Genomic DNA, 19,339 nt, shown 5'->3' on the forward strand with positions numbered 1-19,339 from the left:
GTCCTACCACCATGTCGCGGGGATCGCCCCGTTGATCGGTGCGAACTCGACAATGGCCGGCAACCACCAGTCGAGCCGGTTGGGCTACGTTCAGCCACCTGATCCGATGGCATCGAGAACGCGCAGCAGCCTCGTCCGAGCCTCGTCACCTTCCGCGGCAACCGCCCACAGCCGGTCGGTGAGTTTGCTGTACAGCGCGACTTCATCCGGATCGTTGGTGCGATGCTCTCCGGCCACGCTTTCGAACGGACCTCGGTGCCGATGATCCAGAATCCGTGCGGCAGCAGGTGCGGGATCGGCCGGTACGCGGGCAGGATGCCGATCCGGACATTCGCAAGTCCGATCGCGGATGTCAACCGGTCGACCTGGCCAGTGGCCCCCTAGTCAGGCTCGCCGAGGCCGACGACACTGGAATGGTCTCCGTCCACGTCCCCCAACGACATGGCGTGGGTGACACCAGCAACCGCGCCGAGCGGATGGCGACAGCGTTGACTGACCTCCTGGCCGTGGCCATCGGCGGCGCCGTCGCCGATCTGATCATCGCTGTCCACCTCAGTGTCCGCCGGTACCGCACACACCACCGTGTGCCGCACCGCAAGCTTCGGGCCAGGGCAGAGGCTCGAGGAAAGCCCGCGACCGGATCCCCCGCGCCTTGCGGTGCGCCGGCCGCGGGTCCTGAACTCCGGGTCGATCGGGCGGCCCGGCGAGGCTCCGCTGACCCCCCAGCCAGCGTGGAGCCTCAGCCCGCGCCTGGGCCCTCCTCACTGTCCAACCCGGGCGCGGGCCCACAAGCAGGCGTCCGGTGCCGTGCCCCCGACATGGCACCGGACGCCGCCGGAGCGGCTGACCACAAGCAGGCTGCACCGGCAACCAGGAGCGCGGCATGATCGAAGCAGACTGGACCTGGTGGCTCGCGCCGGAGCAGCGGGGCAAGAAGGTCCACGCCTTCGGCCTCAAAGCCGAAACGCCCTACCTCGAAGCGGCGTGCAAACACACTGTCCTGCGCAGCCGGATCGAGGAGAACCCCGGCAAGCAGTTGTGGTGCCTGCCCTGCCTCATCGCCGTCGGCGAGCAGATACCCGAGGACCACCACCGTCACGGGGATGCGTCGTGAGCGTCCGGGCACGCCATGCGCGGCGACTGGCGTCCATCCTCACCGCGGCCAGCCGCGTCGACGTGATCGTCCGCTACTACCGGCAAGACGGCCGGTACGGCGTGCAGTGGACTGGCGGACCAAGCGGAGAGCAGATGCGCCAGTTGGCCGTCGAGCGCGCCGACGACGTTCCCGAACTGGACGTGAACGACCTCGCGTGGCTTCGGACCGAACCCACCCAGCCCCGGTAACGCACAGGTGATCGACTCAGACAAGCAGGCCGGCCGCACCCTGGGAGCTTGAAAGAGCTGCACTGCCAGTGAGTTTCCTCAGAACAGGCGGAACTCGTCGGATTCCATTCCGCGTAGTGCGTCGTAGTCGAGGACGACGCACCGGATGCCGCGGTCCTCGGCCAGGGTGCGGGCCTGTGGCTTGATCTGCTGGGCGGCGAAGACGCCCTTCACCGGGGCCAGTAGTGGGTCGCGGTTGAGGAGCTCCAAATACCTGGTCAGCTGTTCCACGCCGTCGATTTCGCCGCGGCGCTTGATTTCCACGGCTACGGAGATTCCGTCGGAGTCGCGGCACATCAGGTCGACTGGGCCGATCGCGGTGGGGAACTCGCGGCGCACGAGGGTCCAGCCCTCGCCGAGGGTGATCACGTGTTCGGCGAGCAGTTCCTGCAGGTGGGCCTCCACGCCGTCCTTGATCAGGCCGGGGTCCACGCCGAGTTCGTGCTTGGAGTCGTGCTGGACCTCCTCGATGCTGATGATCAGCTTTTCGCCGCCCTTGTTCTGGACGGTCCAGAGGCCTTCTTCTTCGGTCAGCCAGCACGGTGGGCTCATCCAGTTCAGCGGTTTGTAGGAACCGCCGTCCGAGTGCACAAGGACTGAGCCGTCCGCCTTGACCATCAGCAAACGCTGGGCCATCGGCAGGTGGGCGGTCAGTCGTCCGACGTAGTCGACCTGGCAGCGAGCTATCACTAGACGCACCGGGGCAGGGTAACGGTTGCGTGGATGGTGCGTGTGGTGGCCGCCGCCAGTATCCCTCGTGTCATTGACTCGAGGGAGGATCCCTATGCGCTTCGCCGCCTTGATCACGCTGGTTGTTCTGGTGCTTTCGGCCTGTACGCCGAAGCCGGGCACGGTCAGCGACTCGTCGGGCTCGGCAAAGTCGGCCGCGCCTGCCGAGAACCCGACCTGGGGCAAGAGATTCACGTGGCCGGACGGGGTGGCGATCGAGGTCGCGGCACCGGCGGCGTGCAAGCCCGGCGAGTTCTCGTTGCCCGAGGACATCAAGCGCGCCGCGAAGTTCAAGGTCCTGGTGGTCAACGACTCCAAGAAGCCGTTCGAAGCGGGCATGCTCGCCATCGGCAGCGACGGCCAGTTCGCCGGTGCCAAGGCTGAGAAGGTGACCGACGTCGATGGGCCGTGCAAGGACACCGGACTGGACACCGCGACTGTGCTGCCAGGCAAAACGTACTCGTTCGAGATCGCGTTCGCGGTCGGCGCCGAGCCGGGCGAGATGCAGTTGACGTTCCAGCCCGACTTCACATCGGCGAAGGCGATCTACGTCGGCCAGGTCTGACACGATTGGCCGTATGCAGACGATCGACACCCGCCAGGTTTACGAAAACGCGTGGATGCGGGTCCGCGAGGACAAGATCCAGCGCCAGGACGGCTCCGAGGGCGTGTACGGCGTCGTCGACAAACCTGACTACGCCCTGATCATCCCGCTCGACGGCGATCGTCTGCACATGGTCGAACAGTTCCGTTACCCGCTGGGCCTGCGTCGCTGGGAGTTCCCCCAGGGCACAGCCCCAGGCATGGCCCAAAGCGACCCGCTCGAACTGGCCGCCCGCGAACTGCGCGAGGAAACCGGCCTGCGGGCGGGCCGCGTGGCCGAACTCGGCTTGCTGGACGTCGCGCCCGGCATCTCCAGCCAGCGCGGCCGCGTCTATCTCGCCACCGACCTCACCGAAGGCCCCCACGAACGCGAACACGAGGAACAGGACATGCGCACAGCCTGGATCCTGCGCTCGGAGTTCGAGCAGATGATCCAGCGCCGCGAAGTCACCGACTCCCAGTCGATCGCGGCCTACGCGATGCTCCTGATGCACGAAAGGTGACAAATACCGCCATTTGATGCACCCCCTGTCAAGCCAAGGTACTGGTGGGGTCCGACAGTGTTGCGCGCAAGCCTGGCGCACCATGGTCGACTTCTGTCAGGAGCTGCGGGGCTGACCGAAGTGGACAGTCGGTCCGGACGGGGGTGTGTGACCGTTTTGGGTGAAAGGTCACGGTCGGTGCGTTTCGTCGTGCGGGGACTGGGTGGCGTGATTAGGTTGAGTGGATGCTGTTGGCTGACGCGAACTTCCGCCTTGACGCGCAGGCCGTGGACTATGTGCTGCTGGGTTTCTATTTTGTGATCGTGCTCGGGATCGGGGTGCTGGCGCGCCGGTCGATCTCGAGCAGTCTGGACTTCTTCCTGTCCGGGCGGTCGTTGCCGGCCTGGGTGACGGGCCTGGCGTTCGTGTCGGCGAACCTGGGTGCGGTCGAGGTGTTCGGGATGACCGCGAACGGCGCCCAGTTCGGCATCCCGACGGTGCACTACTACTGGATCGGCGCCATTCCGGCGATGGTGTTCCTCGGCATCGTGATGATGCCGTTCTACTATGGATCCAAGGTCCGCAGTGTGCCGGAGTACCTGCGCCGGCGGTTCGGCCCGGCCTCGCATCTGGTCAACGGCATCAGTTTCGCTACCGCGCAGGTGCTGATCTCCGGGATCAACCTGTTCGCGCTCGGCTCGGTGGTCAACGTTCTGCTGGGCTGGCCGTTGTGGCTCTCGATCGTCATCTCGGCTGCGATTGTGCTGACGTACACGGCGATCGGCGGGCTGTCGGCCGCGATCTACAACGAGGTACTGCAGTTCTTCGTGATCATCGCGATGCTCATCCCGCTCACTGTCGTCGGCCTGCACCGGGTCGGCGGCTGGGAAGGGCTCGTGGACCGGATCACCGACAAGACCAACGAGCTCAGTTCCTGGCCCGGCACCAACATCACCGGCATCGGCGACGCAACGCTCTCGGTTCTCGGCATTGTGTTCGGCCTCGGTTTTGTACTCTCCTTCGGTTACTGGACAACTAACTTCGCTGAGGTCCAACGTGGACTCTCCGCGAAGAGCATGTCGGCCGCCAAACGGACACCACTCATCGCGGCCTACCCGCAAACCAGGCGTGCTCGCCGCCGGAGTGCTGGCCCTGACCTTGGTTCTGAACATCATCTTCTGGTGAGGAGGATTCACGATGGCGGCTCGTGGCAGCCTGTTCGACCTGCGATGGATCATCGCCCTGCTGTTCGGGGTGTACGGCGTGGTCCTGCTCGTGCTCGGGATCGGTTTCGAGACCGACGCCGACCGGGTGAAGACCGGCGGCTTCAACGTCAACCTGTGGGTCGGCATCGGCATGCTGGTCTTCACCGCGTTGATGGCCGTGTGGGCGCTGCTCCGCCCGCTGCAGGTGCCCGACGAGGCGAAATGAGGTGTTCCGTGCACGCGGCCCGGTTCGGGTCGCTACCGTGCACGCTGTGTCCCGATCTGCTCGTATCTGGCTGGCCACTGCGCTGGTGACGGCCCTCGCCGGCTGTGCCGGCCAGGTCGATCTGTCCAAAACGGTCACGCCTCGCACGACGGTCAAGGCCAGTGGGTCCTTCGAGGACGAGGCGCTGCGCATGGTGGAGCCGTGCGGCCTGCTGACCGACCAGGTGGTCGACAGCATCGGCAAGAAGCGGTCGAGCAGCAACACCAACCGCTCCGGTTACTCGGAGTGCTCGATGACCATCACCGACAAGGCGACCGAGAAGCAGACCATCAACCTGACGATCAAGGTCGGAGCCGGTCTGCTCGGGGCGCCCAAGCAGACCTCGAAGTCGATCCGCGGTCTCGGTGTGTTCGAGACCAGCGCGTCGTCCAGCTGCACGCAGAGCGCGATCACCAACAAGGAGACCGGCATCACCGCCCAGGTGTTCTGGGAGGGCGGCGACACGTGCGGCTCGGCGACCAAGCTGCTCGAGTCGGCGATCAGGCAGATCGCCGGGAATCCACCGGTCTACCAGGACACTCCGGGTAGCCTGGTGAAGCTGGAGCCGTGTGCGGCGATCGACGACGCGACGGCCAGGACCATCTTCGGCGCGGCGGCGTCCAAGACGCCGTACGGCATCAGGTCGTGTCTGTACCAGGCAGACCTGACCGTGGTCGCGCTCGACTACACGATCGATTCCGATCCGTACACCAGCAACAGCGCGCGTGGTGCGGTCCGGGTCGACGTGACCGACAAGATCAAGGGCGCCGCCCAGTACCGCAGCATCATTTCGCAGAAAAGGTGTGTCATCGAATGGGTGCACCGGGCGTTGTCGGGCAACCGCAACGAGAACGTCCGGGTGGCGTTCGAGCGCACGCCGGAGGACCCGAAAGAGGACCCGTGCGCCAAGACGCTGGAGGCGGCCAGGGCAGTGGCTGGAAAACTGGCCAAAAGTTGATCACCGCACTTTCGCGATCGCAGCCCATCAGGTAGGAAGACGGTGCCCACCAGCGTCTGGAGGCCGTCGTGAAGAAGATCATCAATGATCCGTCGAACGTCGTCGAAGAATCGCTGCGGGGCCTGGCCGCCGCGCATGGCGACATTCTCCAAGTGCAGACCGACCCGGCCGTGATCTACCGGGCCGACGCGCCCGTAGCGGGCAAGGTCGCGATCATCTCCGGTGGCGGCTCGGGACATGAGCCGATGCACGGCGGGTTCGTCGGGCTGGGCATGCTCGACGCCGCGGCACCGGGTGCCGTGTTCACATCGCCCACACCGGACCAGGTCCAGGCCGCGGTCGGGCATGTGCACGGCGGCGCCGGAGTGCTGCTGATCGTCAAGAACTACACCGGTGACGTGCTGAACTTCGAGACTGCCGCGGAGTTCGCCGCGGCAGAGGATGTCGACGTGCGGACAGTCGTGATCGACGACGACGTCGCCGTGAAGGACTCGTTGTATACAGCTGGACGGCGTGGTGTCGGCGGTACGGCGTTGCTGGAGAAGATCGTCGGCGGGGCCGCCGAGGCCGGCTACAGCCTTGACGAGGTCGAAGCGTTGGCACGCAGGGTGATCGCGTCCGTCCGGTCGATGGGCGTCGCGCTGACGGCATGCACGGTCCCTCATGTGGGGGAGCCCAGCTTCGTGCTGGCGGACGACGAGATCGAGATCGGCATCGGCATCCACGGCGAGCCCGGCCGTCGCCGCGTTCCGCATCAGCCCGCGGACGAACTCGTCCGGACGCTGCTGGATCCGATCGTCGAGGACCTGCCGTTCGAGTCCGGCGACCGGGTGGTGCTGTTCACCAACTCGATGGGCGGCACACCGCTGGTCGAGCTGTACCTGGCGCATGGAATCGCCGAGCGCCTGCTGGCCGAACGTGGCATCGTGGTGGAGCGCAGACTGGTCGGGCCGTACGTGACCAGCCTGGAAATGCAGGGAATGAGCCTCACGGTGTTGAAAGTGGACGAAGAGATGCTGCGCTTCTGGGACGCCCCGGTGCGGACCGCCGCGCTGCGATGGGGAGTCTGATGGGCACGTCGTGCGACGCCGCCGGGGTGGCGGCCGCGGTGCGGTCGGCGGCCGATGTGATCATCGAGCACCGGGACGAACTGGTCACTTTGGACCGTGAGATCGGTGACGGTGACCACGGCGAGAACCTCAAGCGCGGCTTCACCGCAGTGGTGTCCAAATTGGATACGGCAGGCGACACGCCAGGTGCTGTACTCAAACTGGTCGCCAGCACGCTCATCTCCACGGTCGGTGGTGCCGCAGGCCCGCTGTACGGCACGGCTTTCCTGCGTGCGGCGGCGAAACTCGGTCAGGAGAGCGAGTTGACCGCTTCGTCTGTTGTGGACGCGTTGCAGGCCGCGCTGGATGGCGTGGTCGCCCGGGGAAAGGCCGAAATCGGCGACAAGACGATGGTGGACGCCCTGGCACCGGCGGTGAAAGCCGCGCGGGATTCGGATGGAACGGATATCGCCGCGGTGCTCACGGCTGCGGCCGACGCTGCCGACCAAGGCGCGCAGGACACTGTGCCGTTGGTCGCACGCAAAGGCCGTGCTTCGTACCTCGGTGAACGTAGTGCGGGTCACATGGATCCGGGTGCGCGGTCGACCGCGTTGCTGCTGCGTGCTTTCGCGCAGGCGGCCTCGTGATCGGGATAGTTCTGGTGTCCCACAGCGCGAATCTGGCCGCCGGGCTCGCCGAGCTGGCCGGCCAGATGGCGCCGGACGTGCAGATCGTGCCCGCGGGCGGCTTGCCGGACGGCACTTTGGGCACGGATTTCGACGCGGTGTCCAACGCCTTGGACCGTGCCGAGTCCGGCGATGGTGTGGCGTTGCTGTACGACCTTGGCAGCGCACGGATGACCGCCGAGCTGGCGGTCGAAATGCTGGGCGACCCGAACCGGGCCGCCGTGGTCGACGCCCCTTTTGTCGAAGGCGCTGTGGCCGCAGCCGTTGCGGCGCAAGGTGGCGGAGATCTCGACGCGGTGATCGAGGCGGCCGTGTCCGCGGGGGCGCCTCCGGTGGAGGAGGCAAGCGGATCCGGCACGGAATTCATATTGACCAACGAGATCGGCCTGCACGCGCGGCCTGCCGCGCTGCTTGCCCGAACTGTTGGCGGACTGGACGCTCAAGTCACCGTACGATTCGGCGAGAAGCAGGCTGACGCGGCCAGTGTGCTCGCCCTCATGGGGTTGGGTGCGCGGGGCGGTGACCGGGTGGAGGTGTCCGCCACCGGCCCTGATGCGGCGGAAGCCTTGCGCCGGGTCCATGACCTTGTGGACCGCGGCTTCGACGAATGAGGGGCGCGATGCGGAGGGCTCGGCTGGCGGTGCTGGTCGCTGCCGTTTTCCTGGGAGGCTGCACCAACCAGGTCGACGGCACGGCGTTGTCCGACCCCGGGTACCTGCCGCCCAAACGTGGTGGCAGCACCTCCGCCCTGATCGGCACGCCGAACACGCTGGACGCGTGCAGCCTGCTGGAACCCGCTGCCCTGGCCCAGTTCGGCACGGCCGAGGTGCCGTTACAGGAGTCCTACGACTACTGCTGGCTGCGGATGAAGGCCGGTGAGTCCAGTGTGGCGGTCCGTTTTGGACTGCTTGAACGGATTCGTGCGGTCGGCGATCTGGAGGCCAAAGAGGTCGAACCGGTGGCCGGGTTGCGGATCTTCGAGGAGCCGCCGTTGCCGGACCGATGCGCCCGGTACATTTTGTTCAGTGACAACGTCACATTGGCTGTGTCCGCGGACACCCGTGACACGCCAGGCAAGAACATCTCTCAGCTGTGCTCGGTGACCGAGAAGGCAGCGACCGTGATTGCCGAGAACGTCGCCGCCCGCAAGGTCACACATCATCAGTACGCGGCGTCTTCTCTGGGCCCGCTGAATGCTTGTGCGGCGGTGACCGTTTCGCTGCCTCAAGTCCCGGGTCTGGCCGCGGGCGAGGTCACCACTTACCCCGCGACGCACCAATGCCGGTGGGGCAGCGAGACTGTGCCTTCGCTCACGCTGCGGTATGTCCTCAGTGAACCGTCGACTGCCTCGAACGTCCAGCACGAGAACATCTCCGGCCGGCAGACCGGCGTCTACAACGTCGACGTCAACGGCCGGACGCTCTGTGTCGCGGAAGTCAAGCAGGGCACCGGCCGGGAGCTCGCGCAAGTGATCGTCCGCCTTGCCCCGGGCAGTCAGGAGGCCGCTTGTGTGGCGGCCCGGGGCGTCGCCGCCGAGGTGTGGAGCAAACTTCCGGCGCCTTCCTGATCAGTCCATAGTGCTCTGTCCGCGTCGCTCCTGCCAGTCGTGCACGGCCTTGACCATCTGCTCGGTCATGTAGTCGAAGAACTGGCTGATCTCGTCGAGCCGGGTGCCCGTGGGTGTGTCCTGGCCGAAGATCGCCACGCCGCGCCGGGTGACCGACGACCATGAGCCGGTGGCTTTCGCGCTGGCCAGCAGGGAACGCAACCAGATGCCGTCGTCGATGACGTACCGCTCCCGCCGCTGGTTGGCATCTTTGTGCCGTTCGACGAGTTCGAGGCCTTCCAGGTAGCTGATCGCCGCCGAGATCGACGCCGGGCTGACCTGCAGCAACTGCACGAGTTCGGCCGCGGTGAGGCTGCCGCTGTCGGTGATGTGCAGGCAGGCGAGCACTCTGGCCATCATCCGTGGCATACCGGTCTCCACCATCAGGCCGGTGAACTGGCCGGCGAAATCCTGGATGGCCTGCGGATCGCGGCCGTAGCGTTCGCCGGTCGCGAGCGGCGCCTCCGGCCGGACGGGTTTGTCGCGGCGGGCGCGCTGCTCGGTGGCCTGATGGGCGCGTTCGGGCTGGTAGCCGTCGGTGCCCAGGTTGCGGGACACCTCGCGGCTGATCGTGGACGTCGGACGGCCGAGGTGCCGGGCGATCTCGGCGTACCCGAGTCCGTCGGCGAGCCCGGCGGCGATCCGCAGCCGGTCCTCGTAGGTCAGTCGGCCACCCGGCATACCCGCCTCCGTGCATTCAGTGTCACCGTCATTGCAATGGCCGTTGCATTCACTCGCAATATCGTTGCAATGATTCCACGAAAATAGTACATACGCAGGGCAACTTCGTTGCCCGTTTGGTGAATGCAACGTAGCGTTCGGCAATGTCTAAAGGGAGGACAGGACATGTTGGACGCAATGCCGATGACACGCAACGCAAAGTGCCCGTTCGATCCGCCGGGGGACCTGTCACGGATCCGGGACGTGAGCCCGCTCAGCCGGATGAAATACCCCAGCGGGCACGTCGGCTGGCTCGCCACCGGCCGCGCGACTGTCCGTTCGGTACTCGCCGATTCGCGTTTCAGCGCCCGCACCGAACTGATGAATCTGCCGACACCGGGAGCGACGAGCGCGCAGCCGCCGCCTGCCGAGCCCGGCGACTTCACCGGGATGGACGACCCGCGGCACAGCCGCTACCGGCGACTGCTCACCGGCCAGTTCACCGTCCGCCGGATGCGGACGCTGACCGACCGCATTGAGCAGATCACCGCACAGCAGCTTGCCGAGATGGACCGCACCGGTCCGGTAGTCGACCTGGTGCAAGCGTTTGCGCGGCCGATTCCGGCGCTGATGATCTGCGAACTGCTGGGCGTTCCGTACGACCAGCGCGAGATCTTCCAGCACGACGCCGAGCTGATCACTGGGTCGAGCGACCCGACCGAGGAGCTCTACGCGGCCTACGGCCGGCTGCAGGAGTTCCTGCGCAACCTGGTGCTGGCCAAGCGCGCCGAACCAAGCGACGACATCCTCAGCGGCCTGGTCACCAGCGACTTGACCGACGAGGAACTCGCGACCATCGCGGTCGTGCTGCTGGGTGCAGGCCTGGGTACGACGATGAACATGCTCACGATGGGAACGCTCGCCATCCTGCAGCAGCCGGAGCAATTCGAGGCAATGCGGGAGAACACCGACCAGGCGGTCGAGGAACTCCTGCGCTATCTGACCATTGTCCCGTTCCTGGTGCGTGTCGCCCTGGAAGATGTCGAACTCGACGGGCACGAGATCAAGGCAGGCGAAACAGTCACGCTGTCGCTTCAGGCCGCCAACCGCGACCCTGCCCAGTTCACGGCTCCGGATGTGCTTGACGTGCAGCGACAGAGCAGCGGCCACGTGGCGTTCGGCCACGGCGTCCACCAGTGCCTCGGCCAGCAACTGGCCCGGATCGAGATGCGAGTGGCGTTGCGTGGCCTGGTCGACCGGTTCCCGGACATGCGCCTTGCGGTGCCGTTCGAAGACCTGCGGGTGCGTGCGGACTCTCTGATCTTCGACGTGCACGAGCTCCCGGTGATCCTGCGTTAGGACAACGTCTGCGGCTCGCGGGTCACGATGATCTCGGCGAGCTTCTTGCCCATCTCACACTGCGGTCCAAAGAGTCCGGAACCGTCGATGACGCCGACTCCGACGTGCCCGTCGGAGTACTTCATGGACAGCACGCACGAGGTCGGGCCGGTCTGGGCGTAGGTCAGCTGGCGGCCGCCGACGGTGAAGGAGCCGGTGGGGTCCTTCACCGTCAGATCGCGGGTCTTGCGGTAGTAGAGCTGCGCACCGACCTTGATCTGCGGTTTCTGGATCTCGTAGGTCCAGCGGCAGGACTGGTCGAAATCCTCGTCGATGTTGGTCTGCGCGATCGGCTGCTGGGCGTTGTCACCCTGGCTTTTGAACGGCAGATCGTCGAACGTCAGCAGGGAGCACAGTTTCTGCTCCATCTTCGGCGGTGCGCTGGGCGGTGCGCTCTCCAGCGGGTTCTCGGTCGGTGTGGTCGTCCGGGTACGCACGGGCTCCGGCCCGCTCAAGGCGTTGCCCTGCACTGTTTTCGCGCACCCGACGGCCACGGTGGCGACCAGCGCCAGCCCAGCTGCGATCCACCTTTGCTGCACGCCGCCCAAAGTACCTGCTAGGAACTTGTGTAGTCGCGGAACCCCTTGCCCGTCTTGCGGCCCAGCCGGCCCGCCGTGACCAGGTGCTCCAGCAGCGGAGCCGGTGCGAATCCGGGCTCGCGGAACTCGTTGTACAGCGTGCGCTGGATCGCCAGCGACACGTCCAGGCCGACCACATCGAGCAGTTCGAACGGGCCCATCGGCAGGCCGCACGCGGTTTTCATCGCCGTGTCGACGTCCTGAGCCGGGGCGTAGTGCGCCTCGACCATCTTGACCGCGTCGTTGAGGTACGGGAAGAGCAATGCGTTGACAATGAACCCGGCCCGGTCGGCGCAATGCACCGGGTGCTTCCCGACTTTCTGGCAGATCGCATGCGCGGTGGCCACGACATCGGCACTGGTCGCGATCGTGGCAACGACCTCGACGAGCTTCATCACCTGGGCCGGGTTGAAGAAGTGCAGGCCGATCACGTCCGCCGGGCGTGCGGTCGTTGCCGCGCATTCGATCACCGGCAGGGACGATGTCGTGGTCGCGAGCACTGTGCCCGGCTTGCAGACCTCGTCCAATGCACCGAACACGGCACGTTTGACGTTCAGGTCCTCGGCCACAGCCTCGATCACGAGATCACAGTCGGCCAGTTCCTCGAACTCGACCGCGGGCACGATCCGGGCGAGTGTGCTGTCGCGGTCCTCTTCGGACAAACGGCCTTTCGCGACCGCCCGGTCCAAGGATTTGCGGACCTTCGCGATCGAGGCGGTCGCTTTGTCCTCGCTGCGGGCGCGGAGCACGACATCGAAGCCGCGCTTGGCGAACACTTCAGCGATGCCCGTGGCCATCGTGCCAGTGCCGATGACGCCGACCCTGGCGATATCCCGCGGTCGCACTGAGTCCTCTGTGGACTCTGACGGGGTCCATGCGTCCGGCACGACAACCGGCGATCCAGGCTCTTCGTAGGTGTAGAAACCACGGCCGCTTTTACGTCCCAGCAGACCGGCAGTGATCATTTGCTTGAGCAGCGGGGCAGGCGCGTGCATCCGGTCGCGTGACTGCTTGTACATCGTGTCAAGGATTTCCGACGCGATGTCCAGGCCGATCAGGTCGAGCAGGGCGAGCGGGCCCATCGGATAGCCGCAGCCGTAACGCATCGCCGCGTCCAGGTCCTCGCGCGTGGCGTAGCGCTGCTCGAACATCATGACCGCGTGGTTGAGGTAGCTGAACAGCAACGAGTTCGAGATGAACCCGGCCCGGTCGCCGATCACCAGCGCGGTCTTGCCGACCCGCTCGATCAACGCCGTCACGTCGGTGATGACGTCCGGCTCGGTCACCACCGTACGCACGACCTCGACCAGCTTGAGCACGGGGGCGGGGTTGAAGAAGTGGGTGCCGACCACGCGTTCCGGCCGTCCAGTGTGGACGCCGATCTCGGTGACCGACAGCGAGGACGTGTTGGAGGCCAGAATGGTCTCCGGCCTGGTCACCCGGTCCAGCTCGGCGAACACCGCGGCCTTGAGCTCAAGCTGCTCGGTCACCGCCTCGATCACGATGTCGCATTCGGACACATCGGCGATGTCGGTGGTGTAACTGATCCGGCCGAGCAACTCGGTGCGCTCGTCCTCGGTCAGTTTCCCGCCGGCCACAGCACGTTCCGTCGAGTGCTCGACAAGGCCGCGGCCCCGGCCGACGCCGTCGTTGTCCACTTCGACGCCGACTACCGCAAGCCCGGCACGCGCGAACACTTCCGCGACCCCGGCCCCCTGCACGCCGAGACCAACCACGCCGATCTGCCTGAACTCACGACTCACCGAAACCTCCAAGGCCGGGTCTTACCGTCCGGTAACAACCATGCCCCGCGGATCGCCTCAAATCGCGTGAACTACACCTCAGTATCGAGAAAGAAAGGTGGTTTATCGCTTGCGTGCGGTCTTGGCCCGGGCGCCGACATATTCGGCCAGGTGCTCGCCGGTGAGTGTGTCGCGGCCGGCGACCAGATCGGCCGGGGTGCCCTCGAAGACAATCCGGCCACCGTCGTGACCTGCACCGGGACCGAGGTCGATGATCCAGTCGGCGTGTGCCATGACGGCCTGGTGGTGCTCGATGACAATGACCGACTTGCCGGCGTCGACGAGCCTGTCCAGCAGGCCGAGCAGGTGCTCGACGTCAGCGAGATGCAGACCGGTGGTCGGCTCGTCGAGGATGTACACGCCGCCCTTGTCACCCATGTGGGTGGCCAGCTTGAGCCGCTGACGCTCGCCGCCGGACAGCGTGGTGAGCGGCTGGCCGAGGCTGAGGTAGCCGAGCCCGACGTCGGCAAGCCGGTCCAGGATGGCGTGCGCGGCCGGCGTGCGCGCGTCGCCCGCGCCGAAGAACTTCTCGGCCTCGGTCACCGACATCGCGAGCACCTCGCTGATGTCGCGGCCGCCGAAGTGGTAGTCCAGCACCGATGCGTCGAACCGCTTGCCCTCACACACGTCGCACGTGATGGCGACGCCCGCCATGATCCCCAGGTCGGTGTAAATCACGCCCGCGCCGTTGCAATTGGGGCAGGCACCCTCGGAGTTCGCACTGAACAATGCCGGTTTGACGCCGTTGGCCTTGGCGAATGCCTTGCGGATCGGATCGAGCAATCCGGTGTATGTCGCCGGATTGCTCCGACGTGAGCCACGGATCGGGGTCTGGTCGACAGCCACCACCCCGTCCCGTTTGGCCACCGAGCCGTGGATCAGCGAGCTCTTGCCCGAGCCGGCCACCCCGGTGACGACGACCAGCACACCGAGCGGGATGTCAACGTCGACGTTCTGCAGGTTGTGGGTGTTGGCACCGCGCACTTCCAGTACCTCGGAGGCCGTTCTGACCGACGGCTTCAGGGCCGCGCGGTCGTCCAGGTGCCGCCCGGTGAGGGTTCCGCTTGCCCGTAGCCCTTCGATCGTGCCCTCGAACATCACCTCACCGCCGTCTGCGCCGGCGCGCGGGCCGAGGTCGACGACGTGGTCGGCGATCGCGATCGCCTCCGGCTTGTGCTCCACGACCAGCACGGTGTTGCCCTTGTCGCGCAGTCGCAGCAGCAGGTTGTTCATCCGCTGGATGTCGTGCGGGTGCAGCCCGATCGTGGGCTCGTCGAAGACATAGGTGACGTCGGTGAGCGACGACCCGAGGTGCCGGATCATCTTGGTGCGCTGCGCCTCGCCGCCCGAGAGCGTGCCGCTCGGCCGGTCGAGGCTCAGGTAACCCAGTCCGATCTCGACGAACGAGTCGAGGGTGTCGCTCAGCGCGGTCAGCAGCGGCGCGACGGATGCTTCCTTCAGGTCGCGCACCCACTCGGCGAGGTCGCTGATCTGCATCGCGCAGGCCTCGGCGATGCTGATCCGCTTGATCTTCGACGAACGGGCCTCCTCGCTCAGCCGCGTGCCGTCGCACTCCGGGCAGGTCATGAAGGTCACCACCCGCTCCACAAAGGCGCGGATGTGCGGCTGCATCGCGTCGACGTCCTTGGACAGGAACGACTTCTGGATCTGCGGGACCAGACCGAGGTACGTCAGGTTGACGCCGTCGACCTTGATCCTGGTCGCCTCCTTGTAGAGCAGGTCGTTCAGCTGCTTCTTGGTGAACCTCTTGATCGGCTTGTCCGGGTCGAAGAAGCCGCAACCGCGGAAGATCCGGCCGTACCAGCCCTCCATGCTGTACCCGGGGATCGTGACGGCGCCCTCGTTGAGCGACTTGTTCTCGTCGTAGATCTGGGTCAGGTCGATGTCGTTGACCCGGCCGCGGCCTTCGCAACGCGGGCACATACCGCCGGTGATGCTGAAGCTGCGACGCTCCTTGATGGTCCGTCCGGCGCGCTCGATGGAGACCGCGCCCGCTCCGCTGATCGACGCGACGTTGAAGGAGAACGCCTGCGGACCGCCGATGTGCGGCTTGCCGAGCCGGCTGAAGAGGATGCGCAGCATCGCGTTGGCATCGGTCGCGGTGCCGACCGTCGAGCGGGGATCGGCGCCGATGCGCTGCTGGTCGACGATGATCGCGGTGGTCAGTCCGTCGAGGACGTCCACTTCGGGCCGCGCCAGCGTCGGCATGAAACCCTGCACGAAGGTGCTGTAGGTCTCGTTGATCAACCGCTGCGACTCCGCCGCGATCGTGTTGAACACCAGCGAGCTCTTGCCCGAGCCGGAGACGCCGGTGAACACCGTCAGCCGGCGCTTGGGGATCTCGATGCTGACGTCTTTGAGGTTGTTCTGGCGCGCGCCGTACACGCGGATCAGATCGTGACTGTCAGCGGCATGCTGCTCAGAAGCTTTTTTCCTCGTGGCCATGCTCTTCAGGTCTCCATCCGCGAAGCGGGCAGCTCGTTGATGGGAAAGACGTTAGATGCGGCCCGGTGATCGTGCTTCTCGATTCCTGACCGGTCTAGCCGCAGCAGCCGCCGCCACAACAACCCCCGCCACCGCCGGCAGCGGGCCCGGCGGCGGACGCGGAGCCGGCGAGCCCGGCCATCGACAGCAGTTTCACTGTGTCGGAGTGGCCCGATGGGCAGGTCGCGGGCGCGCTGGACTCGCTCATCGGCCGGTTGACCTCGAACGTGTCGTGGCAGTCGCGGCACTTGAACTCATACATGGGCACAGCTGGAAATATAGTTCTTGCCCGTGCCCCGCCGAAACCGGACCAAACGCGAAGAACCCCGCCAGCCGGGCGGCGGGTTGACGCAACACAGTGAATCCGGGCCGGACGGCGAGTGGAACGTCCGGGCGATCTCGGGGACCGCGACCACGAAGACGTACCGTTGTCCCGGCTGCGACCACGAGATCCGGCCGGGAACACCGCACCTCGTCACGTGGCCTGCGGCTGAGTACGGCAGCGTGGACGAGCGGCGTCACTGGCATCGGGCCTGCTGGGAGGCCCGTTTGCGGCGTAAGCCGACTAGGCGCGCCTGAGCACGGACGGTTTCAGCCGGGAGAAGCCGCGCACCGACACCGGCCGCCGGTGACGGACCGAGTAGCCCGGGGTGTTTTTCAGCGCGGCCGCCAGCTCGGCGTCGATGAGCACAGCACCGGGGTTGCAGATCGAGGTCAGGCGGCTGGCGATGTTCACCGTCGAGCCGTAGACATCGCCGAACCTGCTCAGCACGCGGCCGTAAGCCAAGCCTGCGCGCAGGGACGGCAAGTCCTCGTCGGCTTCGGCGAGTTCCACCAGGGTGAGCGCGATCTCCGCGCCGGCGGCCGGGCTGTCGGCGATGAAGAGGACCTCGTCACCGAGCATCTTCACCACGCGGCCGTGATTCTCGGCGATCGACTGGGACACGGTCGTCTCAAACCGTTCAAGCACATGCGCGAGCTCGGACTCGCTGGACCGGCGCGTAAGGCTCGTATACCCGACCATGTCGGCGAAGCCGACAGTCTGGCTCGCGGTTTCCAAGTCCTCCTCAGGCACCGCGAGCGCTCGTCCGGCATACGCGGCGAGCTGACGGCGCCAGGTGAAGCTGTGCAGCCGTTCCAAATCCGGGATCAGCCGGTCGACGAACCGGGCGAAGCCGCGTTCGTCCGCCAGCAGAGACGGCTCCGCGGCAACAAGCTCCCGCAGAACATGGATCTCCATCTCGGCGATCCGCGACACATGCTGGCCGAGCACCCGCGCGATCGAGTTCTGCACCGAGATGTCGTACAAGCCGAGATCAGCCAGCTCCTGCACCATGCGCAGCGCTTCGACGTCGTTCTCGGTGAACACAACCTCGTCATCGGCGACACTCGCGAACCCCAACGAGCGCCACAGATCCGTCGCCCGTTCCAGCGGAACCCCGGCCTTTTCGGCGACCTCATGACGCGTGTACTTGCGACGGCCGCCCAGCAGGACCCGCTCGATCCGTGCCTGCAGGGACTCGTTCATCGTGACTCCGATTGGCGGGGCTCCGCCTTCAGATGTGGGGAGGAAGCCGATGCCGGTCGGTCCGGGCGTGGCGTGTCCGGAGTTGTCGGTACCGACTGTTAACGTTGAGTGCGTGTCGCGTTACCGGTTGTTGCCGACGCCTGAGCAGGAGTCGGGATTGCTGGAACACTGTGCGCACGCTCGGTTCGTGTGAAATCTGGCTGTCGAGCAACACTCGTGGTGGCGACCAGGGCGCGCCGCGGCACCGGGGCATGTCGAGCAATCGCGGCAGTTGACCGAGGCACGGGCGGAGTTCGTGTGGTTGCGTGCCGGGTCGGTGACGGTGCAGCAGCAGGCGTTGCGGGATTTCGCCCAGGCGATGCGAAACTTCTTTGGTGGTACACACCGCAGGCCCACCTGGCGCAAGGCCGACCGGCATGAGGGGTTCCGGCAGGTGGCGGTGAAACCAGAGCACATTCAGCGGCTCAACCGCCGATGGGGGCGGGTGTGGGTGCCGAAGGTCGGGTGGGTCCGGTTTCGTTGGACGCGTGCCGTGCCCGACGGAGTGAAGTCGTATCGGGTCACCCAAGATCGGGCGGGCCAGTGGCATCTGGCGTTCACCGCGGTTCCCGCTCCGATCCCCGCGCCCGGCAACAACAAGGTTGTGGGGGTCGATCGGGGTGTGGTGGTCTCGGCGGCACTGTCGACCGGGGAGCTGTTGACTGTGCCCGGCCTGACACCCGGCGAGCAGCAACGACTGGATCGCGTGCGCCGCGCGCTGAGCCGCCGCAAGCGCGGATCGGACCGGCGCGGACGAGCTAAACGCGCGATCGCGCGGCTGACCGTGCGCATCACGGATCAGCGTAAGGATTGGGTAGAGAAGACATCCACGGGTCTGGCGCGCGGGTTCGATGTAATCCGGGTGGAAGACCTCTCCATTCGGGGCATGACTCGTTCGGCGAAGGGCACGGTGGAGAATCCAGGCCGTGGTGTGCGGCAGAAGGCCGGACTTAACCAGGGCATCTTGGCCAATGGATGGGGAATGTTGGTGACTCGGCTGGAGCACAAGGCTCCCGGTCGGGTGGAGAAGATCAAGGCCGCGTACACGTCGCAGCAGTGTTCGGCCTGTGGGCATATCGCGCCGGAGAACCGCAAGAGCCAAGCGGTGTTCCAGTGTGTCGCCTGTGGGTTCACCTGCCATGCTGATGTGAACGCGGCTCGCAACATCGCCGCCGGGCGGGCGGTGACAGCGCGGGGAGCCCTCCAGCCACTGGGCGGGGCCATGAACCGCGAACCTCAACTCGCATCCCTCGCTCCTTGAGTGCTGGGTGTGGGTTGGAATCCCCGGCTCAACCGTGGGGAGGACGTCAAGTGGTGTGCACGATGAGCACGTCGACCCCGGACTTGCGCGCGACCTCCGACGGGACCGAACCCAGCAACCGGCCCGCCAGCGTGTTCAAGCCGCGGTTGCCCACCACCAGAAGGTCGGCGTCCCGATCCCGTACCAGCTTGGTCAGCGTCGGCACCGGGTCACCGATCACAATCTGAGTGTCGACCTTCGTGGCCCCGGCCTTCGCCGCCCGCTCGGACGCAGTCCGGACGGTGTCCTCAGCCGGAGCGGAGCCCACAACCTGATACGCCACATCACTGCCGAGCTCATCCTGCGCGTGCTCCACTTCACGCTGGCTCGCAGGCTGGTACGCACACGCGATCACCAGCGTCGCGTCCGTCGCAGCAGCCACCGCAGCGGCTTTGTCAACTGCACGGTACGACGAGTCCGAACCATCCGTGCCGACAACAATGGTCTGGTAGGCGGCCATCTCGAGTCCTCCTCGGGCAAGCTACTGCCAGTAACTTACCCTGCCGTAGCCTCGTTTGACACTCGGACCGGAGATCGCGTCAGTCTCACCCGCCACCGTGCCC

Annotated in this window: 23 protein-coding genes and 1 pseudogene; 15 read left to right on the forward strand and 9 right to left on the reverse strand. The window is 66.2% G+C overall.

Annotated elements, in window-relative coordinates; genetic code table 11:
• Window positions 1-90: 90 nt before the first annotated feature.
• Window positions 91-237, reverse strand: a complete 147-nt coding sequence (locus JOF56_RS17960) for a hypothetical protein (protein ID WP_209639279.1) — start codon at window positions 235-237, stop codon at window positions 91-93.
• Between the two features lie 38 nt (window positions 238-275).
• Between JOF56_RS17960 and JOF56_RS17965 the strand changes: the two genes are divergently transcribed.
• The 3 genes from JOF56_RS17965 to JOF56_RS17975 are packed head-to-tail and all read left to right on the forward strand — an operon-like array spanning window position 276 to window position 1,344.
• Entirely contained in the window at window positions 276-887 is a 612-nt protein-coding gene (locus JOF56_RS17965) for a hypothetical protein (protein WP_209639282.1), read from the forward strand.
• Window positions 884-1,114: a hypothetical protein gene (locus JOF56_RS17970; RefSeq protein ID WP_209639285.1), complete on the forward strand. Its 231-nt coding sequence runs from the start codon at window positions 884-886 to the stop codon at window positions 1,112-1,114. Before JOF56_RS17965 ends, JOF56_RS17970 begins: the two co-directional genes overlap by 4 nt.
• Window positions 1,111-1,344 (forward strand): hypothetical protein, encoded by a 234-nt coding sequence (locus JOF56_RS17975; protein ID WP_209639288.1) that lies wholly within the window; start codon window positions 1,111-1,113, stop codon window positions 1,342-1,344. The genes JOF56_RS17970 and JOF56_RS17975 overlap by 4 nt, the downstream gene beginning before the upstream one ends.
• Window positions 1,345-1,422: 78 nt before the next feature.
• On the opposite strand, the gene nucS is transcribed toward JOF56_RS17975, so the two are convergent.
• Window positions 1,423-2,082, reverse strand: a complete 660-nt coding sequence (gene nucS, locus JOF56_RS17980; RefSeq protein ID WP_209639291.1) for an endonuclease NucS — start codon at window positions 2,080-2,082, stop codon at window positions 1,423-1,425.
• 85 nt (window positions 2,083-2,167) lie between these two features.
• Here nucS and JOF56_RS17985 point away from each other — a divergent pair, with 85 nt between their 5' ends.
• From JOF56_RS17985 to JOF56_RS18020, 8 genes and pseudogenes are all read left to right on the forward strand, one after another.
• Window positions 2,168-2,677 carry a hypothetical protein gene (locus tag JOF56_RS17985; RefSeq protein ID WP_209639294.1) on the forward strand — a complete coding sequence of 170 codons (510 nt, stop codon included), beginning with the start codon at window positions 2,168-2,170 and terminating at the stop codon, window positions 2,675-2,677.
• Window positions 2,678-2,690: 13 nt separating this feature from the next.
• Window positions 2,691-3,218 carry an NUDIX domain-containing protein gene (locus JOF56_RS17990; protein WP_209639297.1) on the forward strand — a complete coding sequence of 176 codons (528 nt, stop codon included), beginning with the start codon at window positions 2,691-2,693 and terminating at the stop codon, window positions 3,216-3,218.
• 224 nt (window positions 3,219-3,442) lie between these two features.
• Window positions 3,443-4,318, forward strand: a pseudogene (locus JOF56_RS17995) (sodium:solute symporter family transporter); the annotation flags it as partial.
• Window positions 4,319-4,674: 356 nt separating this feature from the next.
• Complete coding sequence (locus JOF56_RS18000) at window positions 4,675-5,625, forward strand: hypothetical protein (protein ID WP_209639300.1); 951 nt, start codon at window positions 4,675-4,677, stop codon at window positions 5,623-5,625.
• A gap of 68 nt (window positions 5,626-5,693) precedes the next feature.
• Entirely contained in the window at window positions 5,694-6,695 is a 1,002-nt protein-coding gene (dhaK, locus tag JOF56_RS18005; protein WP_209639303.1) for a dihydroxyacetone kinase subunit DhaK, read from the forward strand.
• Window positions 6,695-7,321 (forward strand): dihydroxyacetone kinase subunit DhaL, encoded by a 627-nt coding sequence (gene dhaL / locus JOF56_RS18010; RefSeq protein WP_245378292.1) that lies wholly within the window; start codon window positions 6,695-6,697, stop codon window positions 7,319-7,321. The genes dhaK and dhaL overlap by 1 nt, the downstream gene beginning before the upstream one ends.
• Window positions 7,318-7,971, forward strand: coding sequence for a dihydroxyacetone kinase phosphoryl donor subunit DhaM (gene dhaM, locus JOF56_RS18015; RefSeq protein WP_307855146.1), 654 nt, complete (start codon window positions 7,318-7,320; stop codon window positions 7,969-7,971). Before dhaL ends, dhaM begins: the two co-directional genes overlap by 4 nt.
• Before the next feature lie 8 nt (window positions 7,972-7,979).
• On the forward strand, window positions 7,980-8,927 hold the full coding sequence (locus JOF56_RS18020; protein WP_209639308.1) for a DUF3558 domain-containing protein: 948 nt from the start codon (window positions 7,980-7,982) through the stop codon (window positions 8,925-8,927).
• Here JOF56_RS18020 and JOF56_RS18025 read toward each other — a convergent pair whose 3' ends face one another.
• Window positions 8,928-9,647 (reverse strand): helix-turn-helix domain-containing protein, encoded by a 720-nt coding sequence (locus tag JOF56_RS18025; protein WP_209639311.1) that lies wholly within the window; start codon window positions 9,645-9,647, stop codon window positions 8,928-8,930.
• Window positions 9,648-9,830: 183 nt separating this feature from the next.
• Here JOF56_RS18025 and JOF56_RS18030 point away from each other — a divergent pair, with 183 nt between their 5' ends.
• Entirely contained in the window at window positions 9,831-10,985 is a 1,155-nt protein-coding gene (locus JOF56_RS18030) for a cytochrome P450 (RefSeq protein ID WP_245378293.1), read from the forward strand.
• On the opposite strand, the gene JOF56_RS18035 is transcribed toward JOF56_RS18030, so the two are convergent.
• The 4 genes from JOF56_RS18035 to JOF56_RS18050 form a co-directional block, all read right to left on the reverse strand.
• Window positions 10,982-11,563 (reverse strand): DUF3558 family protein, encoded by a 582-nt coding sequence (locus JOF56_RS18035; protein ID WP_209639317.1) that lies wholly within the window; start codon window positions 11,561-11,563, stop codon window positions 10,982-10,984. The genes JOF56_RS18030 and JOF56_RS18035 overlap by 4 nt on opposite strands.
• 17 nt (window positions 11,564-11,580) lie before the next feature.
• Window positions 11,581-13,365, reverse strand: a complete 1,785-nt coding sequence (locus JOF56_RS18040) for a 3-hydroxyacyl-CoA dehydrogenase family protein (protein ID WP_209639320.1) — start codon at window positions 13,363-13,365, stop codon at window positions 11,581-11,583.
• 102 nt (window positions 13,366-13,467) lie between these two features.
• On the reverse strand, window positions 13,468-15,870 hold the full coding sequence (locus JOF56_RS18045; protein WP_209639323.1) for an ATP-binding cassette domain-containing protein: 2,403 nt from the start codon (window positions 15,868-15,870) through the stop codon (window positions 13,468-13,470).
• Window positions 15,871-15,964: 94 nt separating this feature from the next.
• Entirely contained in the window at window positions 15,965-16,177 is a 213-nt protein-coding gene (locus JOF56_RS18050; RefSeq protein ID WP_209639326.1) for an FmdB family zinc ribbon protein, read from the reverse strand.
• 23 nt (window positions 16,178-16,200) lie between these two features.
• Here JOF56_RS18050 and JOF56_RS18055 point away from each other — a divergent pair, with 23 nt between their 5' ends.
• Window positions 16,201-16,488, forward strand: a complete 288-nt coding sequence (locus JOF56_RS18055) for an Rv1322 family protein (protein ID WP_209639329.1) — start codon at window positions 16,201-16,203, stop codon at window positions 16,486-16,488.
• Here JOF56_RS18055 and JOF56_RS18060 read toward each other — a convergent pair.
• The gene (locus JOF56_RS18060; RefSeq protein ID WP_209639332.1) at window positions 16,475-17,437 is read right to left on the reverse strand and encodes an adenylate/guanylate cyclase domain-containing protein; all 963 of its coding nucleotides are present in this window, start codon (window positions 17,435-17,437) and stop codon (window positions 16,475-16,477) included. The genes JOF56_RS18055 and JOF56_RS18060 overlap by 14 nt on opposite strands.
• Before the next feature lie 49 nt (window positions 17,438-17,486).
• On the opposite strand from JOF56_RS18060, the gene JOF56_RS60705 reads away from it, so the two are divergent.
• Together JOF56_RS60705 and JOF56_RS18070 are read left to right on the forward strand one after the other, a co-directional pair.
• Entirely contained in the window at window positions 17,487-17,630 is a 144-nt protein-coding gene (locus JOF56_RS60705; RefSeq protein ID WP_209639335.1) for a helix-turn-helix domain-containing protein, read from the forward strand.
• 3 nt (window positions 17,631-17,633) lie between these two features.
• Window positions 17,634-18,737, forward strand: coding sequence for an RNA-guided endonuclease InsQ/TnpB family protein (locus JOF56_RS18070; RefSeq protein ID WP_281065710.1), 1,104 nt, complete (start codon window positions 17,634-17,636; stop codon window positions 18,735-18,737).
• A gap of 46 nt (window positions 18,738-18,783) precedes the next feature.
• On the opposite strand, the gene JOF56_RS18075 is transcribed toward JOF56_RS18070, so the two are convergent.
• A complete protein-coding gene (locus tag JOF56_RS18075) occupies window positions 18,784-19,236 on the reverse strand; it encodes a universal stress protein (protein ID WP_209639341.1) in 453 nt (150 codons plus the stop codon).
• Between the last annotated feature and the right edge of the window lie 103 nt (window positions 19,237-19,339).

The sequence above is a fragment of the Kibdelosporangium banguiense genome (assembly GCF_017876405.1).
In the GTDB taxonomy this organism is placed as follows: Bacteria; Actinomycetota; Actinomycetes; order Mycobacteriales; family Pseudonocardiaceae; genus Kibdelosporangium; species Kibdelosporangium banguiense.